The organism is Allochromatium palmeri (assembly GCF_009720725.1).
GTDB classification, from domain to species: domain Bacteria; phylum Pseudomonadota; class Gammaproteobacteria; order Chromatiales; family Chromatiaceae; genus Thermochromatium; species Thermochromatium palmeri.
The window spans coordinates 43,216-64,516 of sequence record NZ_WNKT01000010.1; the positions used below are offsets into that span (position 1 = coordinate 43,216).

At 64.2% G+C, this 21,301-nt stretch carries 15 protein-coding genes; 1 reads left to right on the forward strand and 14 read right to left on the reverse strand.

Annotation, left to right across the window (positions count from 1 at the left end):
* Positions 1-54 precede the first annotated feature (54 nt).
* Positions 55-996 carry a metallophosphoesterase gene (locus GJ668_RS06855; RefSeq protein WP_155449459.1) on the forward strand — a complete coding sequence of 314 codons (942 nt, stop codon included), beginning with the start codon at positions 55-57 and terminating at the stop codon, positions 994-996.
* Here the strand turns inward: GJ668_RS06855 and GJ668_RS06860 are convergent.
* The 14 genes from GJ668_RS06860 to GJ668_RS06925 form a co-directional block, all read right to left on the reverse strand.
* Positions 993-2,051, reverse strand: coding sequence for an ABC transporter ATP-binding protein (locus GJ668_RS06860; protein ID WP_155449405.1), 1,059 nt, complete (start codon positions 2,049-2,051; stop codon positions 993-995). The two genes, GJ668_RS06855 and GJ668_RS06860, sit on opposite strands and share 4 nt — an antisense overlap.
* Positions 2,035-3,738 carry an ABC transporter permease gene (locus tag GJ668_RS06865; RefSeq protein WP_155449406.1) on the reverse strand — a complete coding sequence of 568 codons (1,704 nt, stop codon included), beginning with the start codon at positions 3,736-3,738 and terminating at the stop codon, positions 2,035-2,037. Before GJ668_RS06865 ends, GJ668_RS06860 begins: the two co-directional genes overlap by 17 nt.
* Entirely contained in the window at positions 3,729-4,784 is a 1,056-nt protein-coding gene (locus GJ668_RS06870; protein WP_425482477.1) for a Fe(3+) ABC transporter substrate-binding protein, read from the reverse strand. Before GJ668_RS06870 ends, GJ668_RS06865 begins: the two co-directional genes overlap by 10 nt.
* A 137-nt stretch (positions 4,785-4,921) precedes the next feature.
* Positions 4,922-6,988, reverse strand: a complete 2,067-nt coding sequence (locus GJ668_RS06875) for an HAD family hydrolase (RefSeq protein ID WP_155449407.1) — start codon at positions 6,986-6,988, stop codon at positions 4,922-4,924.
* On the reverse strand, positions 6,985-7,956 hold the full coding sequence (gene galE, locus GJ668_RS06880) for a UDP-glucose 4-epimerase GalE (RefSeq protein WP_155449408.1): 972 nt from the start codon (positions 7,954-7,956) through the stop codon (positions 6,985-6,987). Before galE ends, GJ668_RS06875 begins: the two co-directional genes overlap by 4 nt.
* Positions 7,953-8,912, reverse strand: a complete 960-nt coding sequence (locus GJ668_RS06885; RefSeq protein WP_155449409.1) for a UDP-glucuronic acid decarboxylase family protein — start codon at positions 8,910-8,912, stop codon at positions 7,953-7,955. The genes galE and GJ668_RS06885 overlap by 4 nt, the downstream gene beginning before the upstream one ends.
* 25 nt (positions 8,913-8,937) lie before the next feature.
* Entirely contained in the window at positions 8,938-11,073 is a 2,136-nt protein-coding gene (locus GJ668_RS06890) for an FkbM family methyltransferase (RefSeq protein WP_186342937.1), read from the reverse strand.
* A gap of 62 nt (positions 11,074-11,135) precedes the next feature.
* A complete protein-coding gene (locus GJ668_RS06895; RefSeq protein ID WP_155449411.1) occupies positions 11,136-13,244 on the reverse strand; it encodes a hypothetical protein in 2,109 nt (702 codons plus the stop codon).
* Between the two features lie 742 nt (positions 13,245-13,986).
* A complete protein-coding gene (locus GJ668_RS06900) occupies positions 13,987-14,529 on the reverse strand; it encodes a hypothetical protein (RefSeq protein ID WP_155449412.1) in 543 nt (180 codons plus the stop codon).
* 11 nt (positions 14,530-14,540) lie between these two features.
* Positions 14,541-16,007, reverse strand: coding sequence for a coproporphyrinogen-III oxidase family protein (locus tag GJ668_RS06905; RefSeq protein ID WP_246194670.1), 1,467 nt, complete (start codon positions 16,005-16,007; stop codon positions 14,541-14,543).
* Between the two features lie 27 nt (positions 16,008-16,034).
* A complete protein-coding gene (locus tag GJ668_RS06910) occupies positions 16,035-17,066 on the reverse strand; it encodes a biotin synthase BioB (RefSeq protein ID WP_155449414.1) in 1,032 nt (343 codons plus the stop codon).
* Positions 17,067-17,092: 26 nt separating this feature from the next.
* Positions 17,093-18,007 carry a DMT family transporter gene (locus GJ668_RS06915; RefSeq protein ID WP_155449415.1) on the reverse strand — a complete coding sequence of 305 codons (915 nt, stop codon included), beginning with the start codon at positions 18,005-18,007 and terminating at the stop codon, positions 17,093-17,095.
* Between the two features lie 105 nt (positions 18,008-18,112).
* Positions 18,113-19,039, reverse strand: a complete 927-nt coding sequence (locus tag GJ668_RS06920; RefSeq protein WP_155449416.1) for a hypothetical protein — start codon at positions 19,037-19,039, stop codon at positions 18,113-18,115.
* A gap of 62 nt (positions 19,040-19,101) precedes the next feature.
* Positions 19,102-21,192: a methyltransferase domain-containing protein gene (locus GJ668_RS06925; RefSeq protein ID WP_155449417.1), complete on the reverse strand. Its 2,091-nt coding sequence runs from the start codon at positions 21,190-21,192 to the stop codon at positions 19,102-19,104.
* Positions 21,193-21,301 lie beyond the last annotated feature (109 nt).

A 21,301-nucleotide genomic window follows, 5' to 3' on the forward strand; every position in this document is an offset into this window, starting at 1 on the left:
CTCCAGAATATACCGATTCACTTGCACGAACCTTGTAGCAACCGTGAAGAGATCATGCATCCGGACGACATCGCAACCCTGACCGCCCGCATCGGGCGCACCCATCTGCGCCAGCGACTGGGCTTGGAGACGGACCATGAAGTCTTCGTGCTCAACCGGCCGGGAGCGCATTTCTTCTATCCGGAGAACTGGTACTCGGTCCACGGCTTCATCCGCCACGCGCTGCGTCTCAGTGGTCTGCTGGCGCGCGCCCAGCACAATGCCACCCTGCTCCAGGTCCGCCACAACCGGGTCGCCCTGCCCGGCCTGCCCGCCGCCTTCGAGGGCTTCCGGATCCTGCATCTGAGCGATCTGCACCTGGACATGGAACCGCGCAACGTCGCGGCCCTGTGCGCACGCCTGCCGGCGCTGGACTATGATCTCTGCGTGTTCACCGGCGACTATCGCGCCAAAACCTTCGGACCCTATGATCGCGTGCTGAACGCGATGTCCAAGGTCCGTCAGTCGCTCAAAGCCCCGGCACTGGCCGTGCTCGGCAATCACGACACCCTGGCTTTCGTGCCGGCCTTCGAATCCATGGGCATTCGCTGTCTGCTCAATGAATCGGAATCGATCGAACGTCAGGGCGAGCGGATCTATCTCGCCGGGGTCGACGACGCCCATTACTATCAGGTCCACAATCTCGACAAGGCCGCCGCCGAGATCCCAGAGGCGGCGGTCGCCATTCTGCTCTCGCACACCCCCGAGATCTATCGACACGCCGCGCATTGCGGATTCGACCTGATGCTGTGCGGACACACCCACGGCGGCCAGATCTGTCTGCCGGGCGGCTTTCCGCTGACCTGGGACGCGCACTGCCCGCGCCGTCTGGCCGCTGGCGCCTGGCGTCACGGCGCCATGCTCGGCTATACCTCGGTCGGTGCCGGAACCTCAGTCGTCAATGCCCGACTCAACTGCCCGCCCGAGATCACCGTCCATACGCTGACCGCCGGCTAACGAAAGAGCACCAGATGCCGCATCGTCCGGGCGCTGACGCCGATCCAGTCGCCGACGGCATGCTCCTGGTGGCTGGGGGCCAGACTCAAGACCTCGGCTCCGCTCGGCAATCGTAGACGATAGAGGAAGTCCGCACCGCGAAAGGCCCGCTCCAGGATTAGCGCCCGGACCGGACTCGCGTCGTCGTGCGCCAGATCGTCGGGGCGCACCAGCACCTCGACCGTCACGCCCGATGGCAGATCGTGCGGCCTGGAACAGGACAGCTCGCCCAGCTCGGTCGTTACCCGACAGCCGTCGAGCGTGGTTGCCGGTAGCCGCACGCCCTGACCGATGAAATCAGCGACGAAGCGATCCGCCGGCTCGTGATAGAGGTCGAAGGCCGGTCCCCATTGCCTGATCCGTCCCTCGCTCATGACCCCGATTACATCGGCCATAGCGAAGGCTTCGTGTTGATCGTGCGTGACCAGCACCGCCGTCACCCCCTCGCGCTTGAGCAGATCGCGGATCTCGCGCGCGAGCTGTTCGCGCCGCTCGGCGTCCAGGCTCGAAAAGGGTTCGTCAAGCAACAGCGCCTCGGGGCGGGGCGCCAGGGCGCGCGCCAGGGCGACACGCTGCTGCATCCCGCCTGAGAGCTCGTGCGGATAGCGCTCCCCGGCGTCCGCCAGCCCGATGAGTTCCAGCAGCTCGGCGATGCGCGCGCGCTTTTGGGCGCTGGAGCCGTCGCGCAGACCGAAGCCGATGTTTCCGGCCACGCTCAGATGCGGAAAGAGTGCGAAGTCTTGAAAGAGCATCCCGACGCGCCGGCGCTCGGGCGCGAGCGTCTCACCCGGCGCCGACACGCGCCGGCCATGCAGCCAGATCTCGCCGGCGACGATCGGCTCGAAGCCGGCGATGGCGCGCAGCAGCGTGGTCTTGCCGCAACCGCTCGGGCCGAGCAGACAGGCGATTTCGCCCGGATCGAGCGCGAAGTCGATCGCGCGCGCGACCACACGCTCGCCATAGGCGACATCGACACCCCGTAGGGCGAGTTGCTGGGATTCAGATCGACTGGACATGACGCGAACGGGCAATGGACCGACTGAGCAGGACGACCGGCACCAGACCGGCCAGAACGATGGTGAGCGCCGCTGGCCCGGCGTCGGCCAGACGCTCGTCGGAGGCCAGCTCATAGGCACGCACCGCCAATGTATCGAAATTGAAAGGACGCAGCGCCAGGGTCGCCGGCAGCTCCTTGATGACGTCGACGAACACCAGCAGCAGCGCCGTCAGCAGACTGCCGCGCAGCAGGGGCACATGCACACGCCACAGCACCTGCGCCGGACGCTGACCCAGCGAGCGCGCGGCCTCGTCCATCGCCGGGCGGATGCGGGTCAGACCGGACTCGACCGTCTGCAGCGCGACTGACAGGAAGCGCGCCAGATAGGCGAACAAGAGCGCGAACAGGGTGCCGCTGAACAGCAGTCCGGTCGAGAGGCCGAAGGTCGAGCGCATCCAGCCGTCGAGCGCATTGTCCAGCCAGGCCAAGGGGAGCATGACCCCGATAGCGATCACCGCGCCCGGCACCGCATAGCCCATTCCAGCCAGGCGTGCGCTCGAACGCACCAGGGGCGTCGGCACCAGGCGCTGAGCATAGGCGAGTATCAGCGCCACCACTAGCGCCAGCAGCGCGGCGGCACCGGCCAGACCCAGGCTGTTGAGCGTCAGACTCAGGAACCGCGCATCGAACCCCGTCGCTGCCCGGCTCCAGGACCAGACCGCGAGCTGTCCGGCCGGCACCAGGAACCCAAGCAGCAGCGGCAGCAGACAGACGAGCAGCGCCCCGAACGCGGCCCAGCCGCGCAGCGGATAGCGCCGGATCGGCTGATGACGCTGACCGCTGTGATGATAGCGCGCGCGCCGGCGCGAGCCGCGCTCGATCAGGATCAGGGTCAGCACGAACACCAGGAGCAGCGCGGCCAGTTGCGCGGCAGCCACCGGCTCGTCCTGCCCCAGCCAGACCCGGAAAATGCCGGTGGAGAAGGTCGCGACCCCGAAATATTGCACGGTGCCATAGTCGGCCAGGGTCTCCATCAGGGCCAGTGTCACCCCGGCGACGATAGCCGGCCGCGCCAGGGGCAGCGCGACGCGCCAGAAGGTGCCCCATGGCCCCTGACCGAGCGTGCGGCCGACTTCGAGCACCGCGACCGACTGGCTCAGAAAGGCCGCGCGCGCCAGCAGATAGACATAGGGATAGAGCACCAGCGACAGCATGAGCATCGCGCCGGGCAGCGAGCGGATCGCCGGAAACCAGTAATCGCCATAGCTCCAGCCGGTCCAGTCGCGCAGCAGCGTCTGGACCGGACCGGCGTAATCGAGCAGGCCCGTGTAGGTGTAGGCGATGAGATAGGCCGGCATGGCCATCGGCAGCAGCAAGGCCCATTCGAACAGCCGGCGTCCCGGAAAGCGGCACAGCGTGGTGAGCCAGGCGGTGCCGACCCCGATCAGCAGGGTGCCGATCCCGACCCCGAGCATCAGGATCAGCGAATTGGCCACATAGTCCGGCAATACGGTCGTCGCCAGATGACGCCAGACCTCACCCGCCGGCCTCAGCACCGATCCCAGCACCACCAGCACCGGCAAGGCCAGCAGCAGGGCGAGCGCGCCAATGAGCAGTCCCGGCGCGAACCCTGGACGTCGCCAGAGCGCGCGGCGGCTGGACGGGGGCGCTGCGGCGCTCGGCCTGTGGCTCAGGGCTACTTCCATCCAGCCCGATCCATGACCTGCACCGCCTCGGCGTTCAATTCGCCGAGCCGGCCGAGATTCAGGTCATCGGCCTCGAAGGGACCGAAGCTGACCAGGGTTGGGCTGATATCGATGCCCTCGCGTACCGGATACTCGCCATTGACCTGGCCATACCAGGCTTGCGATTCGGCGGTCAGCAGGAACTCGATCAGTTTGAGCGCCGCCTCGCGGTTGCGTGCCGAAGCGGTCAGGGCCACGCCGCTGACGTTGACATGCACGCCACGCCCATCGCCCTGCCCCGGCTGATTCGGCCAGAAGACCGCCAGGGCGCGTGCCGGATCGCGCTCGGCCGGATCGTCCGAATCGAGCATGCCGGCCAGATAATAGGTATTGGCCAGCGCCAGATCGCACTGTCCAACGGCAGCGGCTTTGATCTGATCGCGGTCGCCGCCCTGGGGCGGACGCGCCAGATTCGCCACCAGCCCCTTGGCCCAGGTCTCGGCCGCCTCGGCGCCATCGGCGGCGATCAGCGAGGCGACCAGCGACTGGTTGTAGACATTGTCGGACGAGCGCACGCAGATCCGCCCCTTCCAGCGCGGATCGGTCAGATCTTCATAGGTCGAGAGCTGACCGGGATCGACCCGGTCACGGGCATAGAGGATAGGACGTGCGCGCACGGAAAGTGCCACCCAGTGTCCATCCGGGTCGCGATAGTTCGCCGGCACGGACGCGGTCACGGCCTCGGCGTCGATCGGCTGGGTCACGCCCGCTGACTTGGCCTGATGCAGGTTGCCCGCATCCACCGTGATCAGCAGATCGGCCGGGCTGTTGCGACCCTCGCTCTTGAGACGCTGCAACAACGCCTCGGCCTTGCCGGTGAGCAGATTGACCCGGATCCCGGTCTGCTCGGTGAAGCGGTCGAGCAATGGCTTGATCAGCGCCTCCTTGCGGGCCGAGTAAAGATTGACCTCAGCCTCGGAAGCGGCGGTGGCCGGCCCGGACAGCGTCAGGGCTAGGGCGGCGGACAGGGCGAGAACGCGTGAATTGGACGGTCGTGGAACAGACACGATTGATATTCCTCAATGCAAATGGCCTGTGCGCGATCATATCACAACAAGAACGATTCGCATTATATAAAAGCAATCGACTGAACCGCCCCAACAAGAACCGACGGTTTTACTCCAGGTGTCCGGTTAAACCGCCCTCAACGCAGCATGGAGCGTGCCGCGCGCAGCATTGGTGCCGGCAGTCGCTGCTTGAGCCACATCAGCGCCGGATACGGCAGAAAGCGTACCAGCGTGCGCGGATGGACGGCACGCAGCAGCCCGGAGAGCCGGTTGGCCTTGGACGACATCAGGAGGCGTACCGGCGGCGTGCTGTTGACCAGACTGCCCTGGCGCCAGCGCGTGATGGCGCCGCGTCTGGTGCCCGAACTCAGATGATAAGTCAGGGCCTCGCTGAGACTCAGGGCCGGCGCGAACGGCAGCAGGCGCCCGGTCGGGTCGGGCGAATAGGGAAAGTCGCCGATCTCGCGCGCAATCAGCATGCTCGGGCGCTCGACCAGGAATTCCAGACGACTGAAGTAATAGGGCATGAGCGCCATGATCTCAGCCGGCGACAGCCAGTGCCCGAGACGGTCGGCGAAGACGTGGATGCCGGCGCGAAATTCGCTCAGTCCCCAGGCCTGAATCTCGGCGCCCTCGGCATTGAGGATCGGCTGATGGACGCCGTCGCGCGGTTCATAGCCCAGGGTGCTGCCATGATCGGCGGCAGTGAAGCACTCGACGATCTCGCGCAGAGCAGTCGGGTCGCGCCAGAACTGGCCGGGTTGGAAGGCGAAGGCGGTCTTGCGGTTGCTCGACCCGGTGGCACGCGCCTGGCCCATCAGGCCCCAGTAGAGACCATGGAGGCTGATCGCGCCCGGCGCGTCGTCCTGGTCGGGTGTCTCGGCGTTCAGGATCGCGTGCAGCGAATCCTGGATGGTGCCGCTCCAGCCGACATCGACCAGACAGATCGGGTCGCCGTCCGTCAGTCCCTCCTGGTTCAGATAATCCAGCAGGCGCGCGCGCTCCAGGGCGGCCTGTTCGAGGACCAGTGACCTGAGTTCGGGATCAGCGGTCAGGCGTGCGCGCAGATGACGGCGCGCCTGCGCATCGAGCGGTGCGTCCGGTGAGCCGCTCAGCCCGATGGCCGCCTGGAGCCGTTCGATCAGGGTCTCGGGCCGCGCGCTCAGACGATGGGCGATGTCGATGAGCGACATCTCACGGTGCGAGACCAGAATCCAATCGACCAGCGCCGCGTAATCCTGATCGACGCAGCGATGACAGGCCAGACGCGAGACATGCAGATAGCGCGTTTCCAGATCGGCCAGTCCGAGCCGGCGGGCGATGTCGAGCAGCACCTGTCCGTCGCGGGCGAGAAAATAGAGCCGGTCATGGCCCTGGGTGCGCGCCTGATCGATCACCCAATGCACGAAGGGCAGCAGCAGGGGCGCGGCATGGATGGCGCCCAACCGCGCGCGGTCGGAGTCGAGCGTCAGACGGCTCTCGCGCAGAACGCCCGCCGAGACCTGCCAGCCGAAGTCGTCCTCGTTGGCGCCGAAGGCTTCGTCGGGCGTGAGATGACAGGCATCGAACAGCGTCACCTGACAGCCCTTCTCGCGCGGACGGCTGATGTCGCTGATCGGGTTGTCGCCGATGTGCCGGATCTCGGCGAGCGCCACGCCCTCGACCTCGGCCACATGCTCGAACAGCCGACCCGACGCCTTGTTGAGCTTGATCTCGGAGGAGAGATAGAGGGGCGCGGCCTCCAGCAGCAACGGATCGATACCGTCGAGCAGACGTTTGAGATCCTGGCGGCGCAGATACATGTCCGAGATCAGCACCACCCGTTCGCCACGCTCGGCGAGCGCGCGAAACTGCGCCAGCATCTCGGGGACGCCGTACAGAAACTCGGCCTCGGCGGCCAGTTCCAGCGCCATCAGACGCTCGATATCGGCCTGTGTGAGACCATGGCGCCGACCGAGACAGGCATGGATGTCGGCGAAGTCGATCTCCTCGACCTGATGCGTGGCCTTAGGATGGCGCTCGCGGGCCTCGATACGGGCGGCGTACTCAGCGGCCACGCGCTCATACGCGAAGTGCTCGCAGAGTTCGCGCGGCAGCCCCTGGGGATCGGCGCGCAGACGGCGTTGCAGATGGACGAAGACCCCGCGCGGCGTGCCGACCCGGCGGGTGATGAGGGTGTCGAAGATGTCGAACGAATAGATCATCGCGATTGCAGCCAGCTCCAGGCATGGTCGATGGTCTCGGCCAGCTCGCGATAGCGCGGCTCCCAACCGAGCAGACACCGTGCCTTGTCGGCATCGGCATAGAGTACGGGTGGATCGCCGGGACGGCGCGGACCGATCTCACGCGGGACCGGGCGGCCAGTGACACGCTCGACGGCGGCGATGACCTCCAGCACCGAGGCCCCCTGCCCCGTCCCGAGATTGAAAGCGCCGCTCGACTCACCCGCGCGCAGATGGGCGAGACTCTTGACATGGGCCGCGGCCAGATCGGCGACATGGATATAGTCGCGGATACAGCTCCCGTCCGGGGTCGGATAGTCGTCGCCGAAGACCTGGAGTTTCGGGCCGCGTCCGGCGGCGGCCTGGAGCGCGAGCGGGATGAGATGGGTTTCTGGATCGTGATCCTCGCCGATCTCGCCCTCGGGATCGGCGCCGGCGGCATTGAAATAGCGCAGCGCGATCCAGCCCAGACCATGCGCCCGCTTGAAGTCGGCCAGCATCCGCTCGACCATCTGCTTTGAGGCGCCATAGGGATTGATCGGGCATTGCGGATGGCTCTCGGTGATCGGGGTCCGGTCGGGGATGCCATAGGTGGCGCAGGTGCTTGAAAAGACGATGTGCGGGATGGCGTGATCGCGCATGGCCTCCAGCAGCGTCAGGGTGCCGGCGACATTGTTGCGGTAATAGCGCCCCGGATCGCGCACCGATTCACCGACATAGGCATAGGCGGCGAAATGGATCACCGCTTCGGGCCGATGACGTTCGATCACCGCGTCCAGACAGGCACGGTCGCTGATGTCGCCGATTTCCAGCGGCCCCCAGCGCACCGCCCACTCATGGCCATAGACCAGATTGTCGAGCGTGATCGGCTGATAACCCGAGCGCGCCAGCGCCTTGCAGGTGTGGCTGCCGATATAACCGGCCCCGCCCGTGACCAGCACCGGGATCATGCCAGCCCCCGGCTCAGCAGACCCTCGAAATAGACGATGGTCTGCTGAAGTCCCTCGTCGAGCGGCACGCGCGGCTCCCAGCCGAGCCAGTCGCGCGCGCGAGTGATGTCGGGCTGGCGCTGGGTCGGGTCGTCCTGCGGCAGGGGCCGGTAGACGAGTTCGGACTTCGAGCCGGTGAGTTCACGGATACGCTCGGCCAGTTGGCGCATGCTCAGTTCAGTCGGATTACCCAGATTGACCGGACCCGTGATCTCAGCCGGGCTGGCCATGAGCCGCACGAAACCCTCGATCATGTCGTCGACGAAACAGAAGGAGCGCGTCTGCGAGCCTTCACCATAGAGGGTGATCGGCTCGCCCTTGAGCGCCTGGATGATGAAGTTCGACACCACCCGCCCGTCGTTCGGCTGCATCCCCGGACCATAGGTGTTGAAGATGCGCGCGACCTTGATTTCGAGCTGGTGCTGACGGTGATAGTCGAAGAACAGGGTCTCGGCGCAGCGCTTGCCCTCGTCGTAACAGGCACGCGGACCGATGGGATTGACGCGGCCCCAATAGGTCTCGGACTGCGGATGACACTCTGGATCGCCATAGACCTCGCTGGTCGAGGCTTGCATGATCCGCGCCTTGGTGCGCTTGGCCAGACCCAGCATGTTGATGGCGCCATGCACGCTGGTCTTGGTGGTCTGGACCGGATCGCACTGATAGTGCACGGGCGAGGCTGGACAGGCGAGATTGTAGATCTCGTCGACCTCGACATAGAGCGGAAAGGTGATGTCGTGGCGCATCAGCTCGAAGTGCGGATGGCCGAGCAACTGGCTGATGTTGTCCTTGGTCGCGGTGTAGAAGTTGTCGACGCAGATGACCTCGCAGTCCTCGGCGACCAGCCGCGCGCACAGCCGACTGCCGAGAAACCCGGCCCCGCCGGTGACCAGGACACGTTTGTGTAATGTCTTCATGAGAGTTCGATTATCGCAGATTCGATCAGGCCGCCGACTCGTCCACGCCGAGCGTGTCGAGTCGCGGATAACAGAGCATCACCATGTCGGCGACCGGCGATTGCAGATCCAGCCGCTTGAAGCTGAAGTAATAGCCCAGCTCCAGTGACTCCAGCCAGGGCTTGATCTCCAGGAAGTCTTTAGGATGATGGTAGACGCTGACGATGAGCGCCGGGCGATAGCGGCGGATGGTTTCGGTCGCGCCGAGCAGAGCTTCTTTCTCCAGCCCCTCGATATCGAGCTTGATGAGCACCGGGCGCAGACCGTGACGCTCGACCAGGGCATCGATGGTATCGAACTCGCAACGCACCCGGCTCTCGCCGCCGTGCGTGGTCTCGTCGCGGAAGTCGGCGAGCAGACTGGTGCCCTGATCGGGGAAGTCGTCGGCACCATGATGATGCATCTCGAAGTGACCGCGATGGTCATGCAGCCCCTGGGGTTCGGGGATGATGCGTCCCTGGAGACCGAAGCGTCCGACATTCTCGCTCAGCCGCTTGAAGTTGACCGGATCGGGTTCGAGCGCCAGCACCCGGGCGTTCGGACAGGCATCGGCGAACTGGACTGCCGAGTCGCCGATGAAGGCGCCGCCGTCGATCACGTCGCCTCCGGCACGGATGCGTGCCTGGATGTCGCGCGGAAAGGCGTTCAGGCCATAGAGCGCCTCGAACACCTCGGCTGAGAGCCAGGGGTATTCATCCAGGAACGCCTGATAGCGACCGGCGATCCGGGGCGCTGGACGGGTGTCGTGGCGGAAGCGCTCGGCCGGACGCCAGAGCAGATCCCTGTGCAGCAGAAAGCGACTGTAGTCCTGGCACTCGGGCAGATACTTGTCGTAGATGCGCACGAAGGTGTCGACCAGGGCGCGGTCGTTCTCGGACAGACCGCGCTGGAGCGTCGCCAGACGTTCGGGCATGTCGGCGTGATGTTCGCGCAGATAGTCGCGCCAGAAGTTGACCCAGTAGGTCGCGACACGCTGATAATTGGTCAGGACATCAGCGCAGCGCGGATCCTGAACCTCGATCAACCGCCGCCCGAGGACGCGGTGCTTGATCGGCTGGACCCAGGGCAGACCACCGACCCGAGCGCGTAGTGCGCGTGCCCTGTCGCGCAGACGCGCGCGCCCCGACGAGAGATAGCGTCGTGCCGTCAGTTGCAGCGCCAAGGCTCGATGCGCGCCCTGACGATAGAGCGGCGAGGCAAAGACCCGCTCATAGAAGCGGATCGCCTCGGGGTCGAGCCGATGGGGGAACTCGCGCACGAAGCGCTCCTCGTCGGCCGACAGACCATCGAGGATGCCGCGATAGGCCAGATAGCGGAAACGTGGCTCGATGTCGCGCGTCCAGAAATATTGCAGGCTCATCTTGTACTGCATGAAGTCCTGGAACACCGCCTCGTAGACGCCCTGCTCGCGAAAGAGCGCGATCCCCTCCCGGAAGATGCGGAAGATGTCGAGATGATGGCGTCCGCGATGCCACATGATCGAGCCGGCGCGCATCCGGTACTTGTAGAGCTTCTCGGGCAGCATCACGACCTTCTTGGCGGCCAGCAGCACCTGCCAGTGGTAGACGTTGTCGTCGAACTGCAAGCCGTCCGGAAAGCGGAAGTCGTACTGGTTCAGGAACTCCATCCGGAAGAACTTCGACCAGGTGTAGTGGTAGTGCAGGATCTCCAGCTTCTGCTCCAGCCGGGTCTTGGGCTCCAGGCTCCAGCTATCGAAGTCGTAGTACCAGTTATCGAACTCGCGCTCGTCCTCGATCATGACATGCTGGAAGACGATGAAATCGGCTTCGGTGCGCTCGATCTCTTCGACCAGACGCGAGACGGCGCCCGGACGCAGCAGGTCGTCCGAATCGACATGCAGCAGATAACGCCCCCGCACATGCGCCAGGGCGGTGTTGCGCGTCGAGGCCAGGCCACGATTGGTCTGGTCGACGATACGGATGCGCGGATCGCGCTGCGCATACTCGGCCAGGATCGCGGGCGACTCATCGGTCGAGCCGTCGTTGACGCATATGATCTCCAGATCGGTGAAATCCTGGGTGACGATCGAGTCCAGACAGGCCCGCAGATAGGGGGCCACATTGTAGACGGGCAGCGCAATGCTGACGGTGGGAGAACCCATGAATGCCATGCTCCGCGAAAAACTGGGATCCAGGCGTCAGGGCCGCCGGAACCAGGTGGATCTTAAAGTGGTTTAGGAGCGCTCGCGCGTGCCGTCGCGAGTTCACGGCTCAGACGCTGGCCGGTCGCCCGCTCCAGTCGGAGGCGCTTGAGGTGCTTCTGTAGCCTGCGCGCGAATTTCAGGCTATCGAGCACCGAGTGCTTGACGAGCACCTTGAGACCCTGCGACAGCGGATGCAGTCTCAGGATCAGGCGTGCCGGGGGCGGACTGCGCACCAGGCTGGCTTCGTACCACTCGGTCATGAGCCGTCGATCCTCGTAGCGACGCCGGAACGCATACGCGAAGGCCGCGCGCAGACCAAAGGCCGGGGCCGACTCGCGCAACGCCAGATCGCAATGATCGCCCGAATAGGGCACGCGGCCCAGCGTCTCGGCGATCAGGCGCGTCGGCTTGCGCATGAGCGCGAACAGACGCGGCAGGATGGCGTCGAAATGCTCGGTCAGGAGCGGATAGCGTCCCGAGAGGCGTGCATATTCAGCCGCGAACCATTCGGCGCCGTCCAGGAATTCGCCCACGCCCCAGTCGCGCAGATGGCCGCCATCGTCGCGCAGCCGTGGCTCGATCCGTCCATCGGGCCGGCGCGCGTAGCCGACCGTCTGACCGTGATCGGCCTGCGCCAGCAGCTCGGTATGGAGCGCGACGATGTTGTCCTCGACATGATTGGGCCGGATCGCGTAGGCGCTCTTGCGATTGCGCGCGCTGGTGTAGTGCGAATAGTGGAAGAGCCCGAAATAGAAGCCGTGGATCTCGATGTCGGGCTGATGCGAGGCGGCGATCTTATAAAGCGAATCCTGACTGCCGCCCATCCAGCCGATGTCCACAGTGCCGACCGGGCCGGCGTCGAAGAAGCCTTCCTGTTCCAGATAGGCGATGAGCAGGTCACGCGCACGCTGGGCATTGTCGAGAATCGCCTCGCGGATGGCCGGGATCTCATCGAAGTGTTCGAGCAGTTCCAGCGTCAATGGCTCGGGGATCGAGGCATCCAGATCGCTCAGACGTGTGCGCAGTGCGTCAGGCAGTCGCGCCTGGAGTTCCTCGCCGGTCATGTCGACGCGCTCGGCGAGCATGGCGAGCGACAGCGTCGGGATGCGCTCGGCCAGCCAGCGATGCTCGCGCGGCGTGATCTCGAACACCGAGGGCAGACGGAAGGCACGCCTGGAACCGTACAGATAGCGCAGATCCAGATCGAGTCCACGCTCACGCGCGATGGCGCGTGCGAGACGCCGAAAGATCATCCCATCGCGGGCAATGAAATAGAGCCGCCGGATGCCGCGCTGGTGTGCCTGCTCCAGCACGTCGCGGATGAAGCCGTAGAACAGTGGGCCGGCCAGTTCAGCCCCGATCAGGGCTTGCGACGAGGCGTCCGGATGCAGGATGCGGTAAGTCTTGGAAGCACCGGCCAGCAGTTGGCAGAACAGGCTGTCCTCCTCGCGATAGGCCCATTCGATCTCGGACAGACGCGCGCCCTTATAGAGTTCGGCCTTGATACCCAGCGCGCGCGGCATCCGCCGATCGGACCGCAGGTCATGGCCCAGATGCACGAGCTGCCTGGGCGCGATGCCCTCGGCCTGGAGCACCTGCCTGAATAACTCGCCGGAGCGCTTGGTCTGGCCCAGATCGGACGACACATAGCGCGGGCAGGCGGCCAGACGGGTGTCGATGCCGGCCAGCAAGCCTTCGACCTCGGCGCCCGTGAAATTCGTGTCCGAGATCAGTACCACCCGTTCACCGGCGTCGAGCAGCCGATGAACGTGCGCGATGGTCTCGGGGATGCCGATCAGGAGTTCGGCGGTGATCTCCAGTTCGAGCTGCCGGATAGTCGCGATCAGGGCCGGATCGAGATCCGGATAGCGTTCGGCGATGCGAGCATAGATCTCATCGAGACGGAGCGCGACCAGCTCTTCATCCTCGGTACCCTGCGGACAGTGCAGCTCATGGGCGGCCGTGGTGCGAACCTCCAGGAACTCCTCGACTAAGCGTATCGGCAGACCGAGATCCTCTCTCGCACGCAGTTCGTGCCGCAAGGCGCAGAACACGCCGCGCACGGTTGCCGTGCGATAGGTCACGAGCGTGTTGAAAACTGCAAAGGAGAAGACCGTTTTTCGGGTCATGCCACATCCATCCTCAAGCCGCTGCCGACATCGTCAAATTCGATACGGCGGTGATCAGCGTTCGTTGTCGTATTGATCCATGACGCACGCCGCAGAGCACCAGTGCGCCAAAAATCGGCATCATAGCACCCTGAACCTGGGTTCATGGCACCATGAGGAGGTGATTTAGGTCATACTTAACGGGTAGGATTGAAGAATGGGTACGGTCGAGCGATCGTCCCTGTCATCGCCATTCCAGGAGGTGTCGCCTCATGTACCGATTGATCCCAATACTGGCCTTGATGATAGCCGCCTCGGGGAGTCACGCCGCTGTGAAGGCGCCAAACCTGTGGAGCGAGCCAACCCTCGCTCACCGCGTCTTGGCGCCTTCCAGTGCTCATGCCCCGAGCCACGGACTCAGGCTCGATACAAGCGTCCTGCTGGCACAGGGGCCACGTGGACCTGGTGGTCCGCAAGACTTCAGAGGTCCGGGTGGTCCAGGGAATGGGCCGCAAAACTTCAGAGGTCCGGGTGGAGGTAATCCGTATCCGCCCGGTGGTTACAGAGGTCCGGGTGGCCCCGGTTTCTACCCAGGATCCGGCCCGGGGCCACGCCCAGCTCCGCCGCCCAATCCTGGCCCGGCGGGTATCATTCCTCAGATCCTGCCGTTGCTGTTACCGCCACCTCGCCCGTGACGGATAGCCGTGGGGTACGCTGTGCGTACCCCACTGTTCCAGGTCAGCCTCTCACCACACCGGACATATCAACGCAGACCGGTCCCCGCCCCGCCCTCCTCGCCTGGACGATGGCCCGGATCGCTCGGGATGCAGGCGAGACCTTGGCGTTGCGTTGAGCAGCGTCCCGCGATCTCGCCGCGTGGCGTCTGGATCAGGCAGGCCGAACCCGGGGCACGATCCAGACAGGCGTCGAAGGCTTCGCGTGGCGGTCTGGGGGCGCGATCGGGTGAACCACTTGCGGCCTTTCCAGGGCCGAAACCGACCGTGCTCGACTCGCCTGGCATCGCACGCCCATCCGGCGGCGCGCGATCCGGCACGCACACCCAGCCACGCCCCCGCTCCTGGCAGGTTCCCGTGATTGCATGCACGCCGTCCTCGAAATAGCAGGTCGCCGAAGCCGCCTTGTAGAGACAGGCGTCAATGGCCGCGCGCGGCGGACCGGGCGGGCGCTGGGGTTCGGACGGTCGCGATGGATCCTCGGCGCAACCCTGACCACAGATCGCCAGCCCCAGCAGAGCCAGCAAGGCGACCGCACTCAAGCGCGCGCGTCTGATCGAAAAGTGCTTCACAACCATCCGTCTCAAGCCTCGACTGAGTCCTGGCGTGCGCGATAGGGATTGAGCGGACCCTGAGCATACTCATCCGGCTCGAATGGAATGTAGGAACGCGCATGGAACTGGTGACAGACCTCATCGGCGAAGAAGGCACCCTTGCGGGTCAGACCCGCGAAGCCGCCCTTGTCCTCGACCAGCCCCTCGGCCTGGAGCCGCTCCCAGAGTTCGGGAAAGGCCTGCTCGAAATCGAGTCCGGTCAACGACCGATACTGGGCCTTGTCGACATCGCGGTTCTTGAGCGGCAGCACCACCGCCCAGCGTTTCTGTTCCTCGGCACTGCGCTTGATACCGCGATTGACCGGCAGTCGGCCCGAATCGATGCGCCGATAGTAGTCCTCGAAGGTCTGGGTGTTGAGCAGGAAGCGGTCGCGCAGACTGCTGAAGGCGGTCAGACCGAAACCGACCTGATCGTAGAGCTGACAGCACTGGTTGTGCGCATAGTGTGAATATTTCTCCGGCTCCCTAGAGAAGACGCGCCGCAGATTTTCTTTATAGCCATGCTCGGCCAGAATTTCGATGGCCGCCTGCTTCATGCGGATCGCTTCCTCGAACGGCGGCAGCTCGTCGGGGCGCAACTGCACGATCTTGTTGATCGGCCCCTGGTCATCACCGTAGGAATCGATCTTGAGCCGATAGAGCTGGATTTCATCGACACCCAGACGTGCGGCCTCGTCGATCATGCGCATCCAGGCGTCCAGGGTCTGGCCCGGATAGCCGAAGATGAACTCGATGTTGAGCTGGAAGCCATCGGCCTGACAGGCTTCGATCGAGGCTAGCGCCGTCTTGACGTCATGCGGACGGTGCATCTTGCGCAGGATCTCGTTGTCGAGCGACTGCACGCCGATGGTGAGCCGGTCGACGCCATGCTCGCGCAGGATGCGCCGGCGCTCGGCGCCATGCTGGTCGGTCAGGGTGCCGGGGTCGACGTCGAAGTTGAACTGGGTGACGCGCGAGCAGTCGACCCGTTCCTTGAAGCCGGTCAGCATCCGGTCCAACTGTGCCGGTGTCAGCAGAGTCGGCGTACCGCCGCCGACCAGAATCGAACGCGCCTGGAACCGTTCGATGCCGAGCCGGTGGCGGAACAGATCCATCTCGCGTTCGAGCGCGGCCAGATAGCGCTCGGTCTCGTCGTGGGCCGTGTCGCCGAACTTGCCGAACTTCACCGGATAGTGACAGAAGAGACAGCGCTGCTCGCAGAACGGCAGGTGCAGATAGATATCGAACAGCCCATCCGGCGGCAGCACATAGTCGCCGAGCAGCTCCTCTTCCTCGGCCTCGGGATACATGGTGATCGGCGGATAGTGGACCGAGGGGAAGAAATCGCCCGATTTCGCGATCAATCCCAGTTCGCGAAAGCGCTCGAAGTCCCGGACACGGGCATCCAGGCTCTCACGATGCACGGAACTCAAGGGTTCATCGGTTTTGATGCGCATGTCGTTCATCACTCTACTCACCTCGATTCAAGCAGGAACGACCAGGCCCGCACGCTCGGCGATGGCGCGCAGATGGTCGTCGTTCGGCCGATAGCGGGTGTCGTCATAGATCGGGAACAGATGCTGAAACGCCTGGGGCGTCCCGTCATGGATGGTCAGGGTGTTGGCACCGGCCATGAGTCCGAGATACTGACCATCGGCCTTGAGCTTCTCCAGCGAACTGGTGGTCGGCATGAGCGCGTTCGGATTCAGGATCCGCAGCAACGCCATGAAGTTGAGCGTCGTCTCGACATCGCCGCGCGGCTCATGCTCATAGACGGTGCCATGACCGGGGATGAAGACCGAGGCGCTGACCATGTCCAGATCCAGGCCGCTCAGGAAGCGCAGATCGCCGACCAGGTCGTCCTCGGTTTGTCCGGGCAGACCGACGATGATGCCGCTGCCGACCATGAAGCCGAGTTCGAGCAGGTCATCGAGACACTGACGCCGTTCGCTCCAGGTGTCGTGCGGCTTGGCCGCTTCGTAGAGCGCGGGATTCGAGGCCTCGATCTTGAGCAGATAGCGATCGACGCCCGCCTCGCGCATCTCGCGGTACTGTTCGCGGCTGAGGTTGCCGATGCAGCCGATCAACTGGATATCGGGCAGGCGGTCCTTGATGCGGGCGCAGGCGCGAATGACATTGGCCACGAAGCGCCGGTCCTTGTTCTCACCCGATTGCAGCAGCAGTACGCGCCGACCGCGCTCGCGATAGAGAAAAGCCGCGATCTCGACCAGATCATCGCTCGGAATGACATACTTCTGTGTCTCTTCACAGCCGATGTTGCAATAGTTGCAGCGCTGCTTGCAGATATTGGAGATCTCGATGACGCTGCGCACTTCGGCGCGCCGGTCGGGAAAACCCCGGAGCCGCGCCGTGCGCGCGATTTCGAACAGCGCCTCCTGCGCCTGGCCGCGTACATTGAGAGCGGCCTTGACCGACTCGGCGAAGGCCTCGTTGGCCTGGATCCGCGCACAGAGTTCGCGTGGGTCAAGCGGCTGGATGGACTCGACGGTCTTCATACGACGACAAACCTCATGGACGCGCTTCAATTCAAAAATATTCTGGCCGAGATGATCGCCACGCCCGCGAGGCCGAGCAGGCTCCCCGTCAAGCGCCGGGCGCTGGGCGTCTCCTGATAGAACAGCGCCATGATCAGGAGCACGAACAGCGGCTCGGTCGACAGCAGCGTGTTGGCGATCGCCAGGGGCGTCAGTTTCATCGCCAGCAGCGACAGGAAAAATCCGCCCAGGGTCACGAAGGTCGCGATCAGACAGAAGCGGATCGCCAGATGCCAGTCGGACAGAATCGGACTCAGCCAGTTGCCACGTCCAATATAGAACAGCGGCGCAAAGACAAAGAGCGACACCACGCCGCCGGCGATCCGCAGCCAGGTCGCCGTGAGTGCGTCGGCCTCGTCGAGCGCGCCCTTGGCCATGGTGACCGAGACGGCCATCGCCAGTACCGACCCCAGACCAAAGAGCACGCCGCGTCGGGTCGCGCGCACATTGGCGTCCGTCCCCTCCGCCGCACTGTCCTCGGGAGCCATCAGCACGATGGCCACGCCGAGAATCACCAGCGCCACGCCCAGCCATTGCAACCAGACCAATGACTCACCCAGAAACACCACGGCCATGGCGATGGTCGCCACCTGACCCAGCAGCATGAGCTGAACCACGGTATGCGACGACAGCTCGCGCAGGGACTTGAAAAAGAGCGTATCGGCGACCCCGATTCCCAGCACGCCGCTGAAGAAGAGCACAGCGGCTGTCGTCCAGCTCAGGCTCGTGGGACCGATCATCAGGATCAGCAGACCCAGCACGCCCAGCCCAAAGACACCCTTGGCAAAGGCCAGCGCCATGGCCGGCAGACGCTCGGCGAAGGGCTTCAGCAGCAGCGCGCCAACCGCCCAGGTCGCCGCCGAGCCGAGGGCGGCGAGGATGCCGATCAGTTCCAGGGTCATGGGCGCTCCATGGCGGATGGAACGCGCTTCGCCCTCACAGGACTCACTGTAGCCAAAGAATGCATACGGATTTCATTATGGATTGTGACGTTATCGCTGCAAACGCTACTGGCCCGTGCTCAGACGCTCGCGCAGGTCGTTCACGATTTCGCTCACGGGTTGGGTGGTCGGTTCGCCCATGGCGTTGGGTTCGATGATGAGACGATCGGACTGGGTGCTCAGCGCATCGAGGATCGCCGAAGCCTCGGCGGTGCGTCCTTCCTGGATGTACTGGCGGGCCAGATAGGTCTGGAGCGTCGGGATGGCGTCGATCCCCTGTTCGGTGACGACCTCGCTATGCGGCGAGGTGCTGACGAGCGACTCGTAGTACTGCTCGGCGCTCTGGGTGTTGCGGTTCATGGCCGCGTCGAGTGCCTGCTCGGCGATTGCCACGCTGGTGGCCCAGGACTCGGGATAGTTAGTCATAAGACTGTTGAGCGCCGACTCGCGCTCGGCACGCTCGGCCTGGGTCTCGTTACCGCGCTTTGGGCGCGCCTGCTGGCTGAGTTCGGTGAGACGCTGGAAGTCGCTCTGGCCATAGGTCTCCAGATCACGCTCGCGCATCGCGGCGGCGCGCTCGCCCAGACGCTGACGGTTTTCCTCGAAACGCGCGCGTGTGGCGTATTGCTCGCCGAGTGTCGTCAACAGCGGCTCGCTACCGGGCGGTCCACTCAAGAGCGGAGCGGCCGCGTCGAGTCCGGAGGCCCGCATCACGCGCGTGATCTGGGCGAGTCGACGCTCCAACTCCTCGATACGTCCGGCCTGCGCGTCGAGCAGACGCTCGGTGGTCGCACCGGCGGTGACCTCGCTGGCAGGCGCGGGTATCTCCGAGCGAACGGTCCGAACGCCCTCGACCGACGATTCCTGAGCGGCGCTGAATGCGGCGCGATCGTCCTCATGTTTGTGCAAGGGCGAAACTTGCAGCCCAATCGCAACGAGCGACAGAACCAGGGCGCTGGCACTCAGGATCAGCGCCGACTGTAGTGACTTCATGACTGGAAACTCCGGTGTGAATTCAAACGCCAGGTTTGTCTTGGATGCAAGCGCCGCGGCATTCAGCGCGAGAACACCATCAGATAACGCTGTGGAATGACCTGCTCGCTGGATTCGAGCTTGAAACCATAGGCCTGCAACTGCGAGGCAATCAGTTCCTGGCGCATATAGGGGCCATGATAGGGCAACAGACCGGTCTCGACCGGCCCGTTGTCTACGACCACCAGACGTCCATCGGGTTTCAGCGCCTTGCGGATACTGGCGATCATGCCATCACGCTCGGCCTGGGAGGACACGCCATAGATGATGTGATAGAGCGAGCACATGAAGACCATGTCAGCCGTGCCCGGCTCCGGAATCTCGAAGCCATCGGTGGCCGAGACCGCACCGACGACCTGCTTCAGCCCCCATTTAGCGGCCAGCCCATTGAGATACTCGATGTGTGAATCCTTGGTATCGAAGGCCAGCACCTGACCTGTCGGCCCGACACGCTCGGCGAACTTGAAGCTGTAGAAGCCCGGACCGCTGCCGATGTCGACCACCCGATCGCCGGCCTTCAGCGGCAGACGCTCCATGATCTTGGGCGACTGCTCCCACTCATCACGCTTCGGATTGTTGAAGAGGATGAAGTCTTCGAGCGCCTGACGGCGGATGATGCCAATCTCGCGCGTCTTCTCGTCGGTCACGTCCTCGACCGGAAGCGCGGTTGCCGCCAGCTTGTATTTTCGGGCGACATAGAACTTGAGGTTGGCGTAGTCGTCCTGGGCCAGATAGGCGATGAACTCAGCAACGAGCGGATCGCGCGTCAGCTCGCGCCGCTCGTCCTCGGTCGCGGCCAGATACTGGGCGATCCATTGCAGGGCGGTGTATTCGCCGCCGAAGTTCTCATTCGGAATGATCTTGTCGTACAGGCTGATCGCCTGACGCGCTGCTTCCAGATCCGAATCATTGAGCGCCTTGAGCATCAACCGAGCGGCGGCGATGCCGGAGGGCGTGATGTCGAAGGAGTCGAGACTGCCGATATGGATCACCGAGTTCGAGTCGCTGACCCGGATCGAATCCTGCCCGGGCGCCAGGCTGTAGATCGGCGGCTTGGGCGCCTGGGGTGCCGCTTTGCGCAGTACCAGCAGATAGCGATAGGGCGACAGATCCTCGCTCGACACCAGCTCAAAACCATAATGATAAAGCTGGGCCTGGACGAATTCGCGGTCCACATAGGCATTGTGCAGCGAGGCGCCCTCATGGTCGCGATTGTCGAGCACGACCAGATAGCCGCCCGGACGCAATGTCTGGTGCAGAGTCTCCATGAAGGCATCGCGCTCGCTCGGCTGGCTCCAGGCATAGAGCACATGGTAGAGCGAGGCGATGAACACCAGATCGGTCGGCTCGCGCACGACGATGTCGTTGGGTTTGGACAGGACCGGCTGCACACCGCTGAAATCGTACTGCTCGACGAAGGTCTTGAGCTGTGCGACATAGGTTTCTTCGGTATCGGCGGCATAGACGACCGCCTCCGGCCCCAGCGCCGCGGCGATCCGGGTCGAGAAGTAGCCGAAACCCGCCCCGAGATCGATCACCCGACGCGCCTGGGGTTTAAGTCCGGCGATGATCTCGACGACCCGCTCAGTCGCGTCCCATTGTGAACGCGCCGGGTTGTTGAACAGCAGCAGATCATCGAGGAAGGTGAGCCGGTCGAGGTGTGACTCAGGATCGCTAGGTGTGTAGTCGCCCACGCGATACTTGCGCTGGAGATATTCCTTCAGTTGCTTGGCGTCCTCGCCGAGGAAGACGTCGAAATAGGCGCGTTCCAGCTTGGACTCAGGACGTGCTGCCTCCCAGCCGACCTCATTGACGCGCAGCCAGGCCTGCGCGAGCCAGATCAGGGCCGAGCTATTGCCGCCGGCGACCTCCTCCTGACGATGCGCCTCGATCGCTTCGATCGCGCGCGCGACCTGAGCGGGATCCTTAGCGTTCAAACCCTCGAAGAGCACCTGAGCACTCGTGCGCGCAGACTCAGTCACCGGGTTGGGAATGGCCCCAACGCGCACCATCGAGCGCTTGCCCGGCAACGGGACGTCGAGCGATTGATCGGCCGCCTGGATCTGAGCGGCGAAAGCGATTGTCAGGATTGATACAAACAGCAGACGCATCATGATCGACGGGACCTGTTCTCAATGTGGACGCTGATTCCCGAGCCGGATTCGGGAAAGACCGCCAAGACTATCAAATGGAATCACGGGCGTGTGATCTTTTCGGGCATCG

Coding starts and splice junctions, on each gene's coding strand:
- GJ668_RS06925 (WP_155449417.1), bottom strand. CDS start 21,192: ATGATGCGTCTGCTGTTTGTATCAATCCTGACAATCGCTTTCGCCGCT.
- GJ668_RS06895 (WP_155449411.1), bottom strand. CDS start 13,244: ATGACCCGAAAAACGGTCTTCTCCTTTGCAGTTTTCAACACGCTCGTG.
- GJ668_RS06875 (WP_155449407.1), bottom strand. CDS start 6,988: ATGATCTATTCGTTCGACATCTTCGACACCCTCATCACCCGCCGGGTC.
- GJ668_RS06865 (WP_155449406.1), bottom strand. CDS start 3,738: ATGGAAGTAGCCCTGAGCCACAGGCCGAGCGCCGCAGCGCCCCCGTCC.
- GJ668_RS06905 (WP_246194670.1), bottom strand. CDS start 16,007: ATGCGCATCAAAACCGATGAACCCTTGAGTTCCGTGCATCGTGAGAGC.
- GJ668_RS06885 (WP_155449409.1), bottom strand. CDS start 8,912: ATGAAGACATTACACAAACGTGTCCTGGTCACCGGCGGGGCCGGGTTT.
- GJ668_RS06920 (WP_155449416.1), bottom strand. CDS start 19,039: ATGAAGTCACTACAGTCGGCGCTGATCCTGAGTGCCAGCGCCCTGGTT.
- GJ668_RS06855 (WP_155449459.1), top strand. CDS start 55: ATGCATCCGGACGACATCGCAACCCTGACCGCCCGCATCGGGCGCACC.
- GJ668_RS06910 (WP_155449414.1), bottom strand. CDS start 17,066: ATGAAGACCGTCGAGTCCATCCAGCCGCTTGACCCACGCGAACTCTGT.
- GJ668_RS06915 (WP_155449415.1), bottom strand. CDS start 18,007: ATGACCCTGGAACTGATCGGCATCCTCGCCGCCCTCGGCTCGGCGGCG.
- GJ668_RS06860 (WP_155449405.1), bottom strand. CDS start 2,051: ATGTCCAGTCGATCTGAATCCCAGCAACTCGCCCTACGGGGTGTCGAT.
- galE (WP_155449408.1), bottom strand. CDS start 7,956: ATGATCCCGGTGCTGGTCACGGGCGGGGCCGGTTATATCGGCAGCCAC.
- GJ668_RS06890 (WP_186342937.1), bottom strand. CDS start 11,073: ATGGGTTCTCCCACCGTCAGCATTGCGCTGCCCGTCTACAATGTGGCC.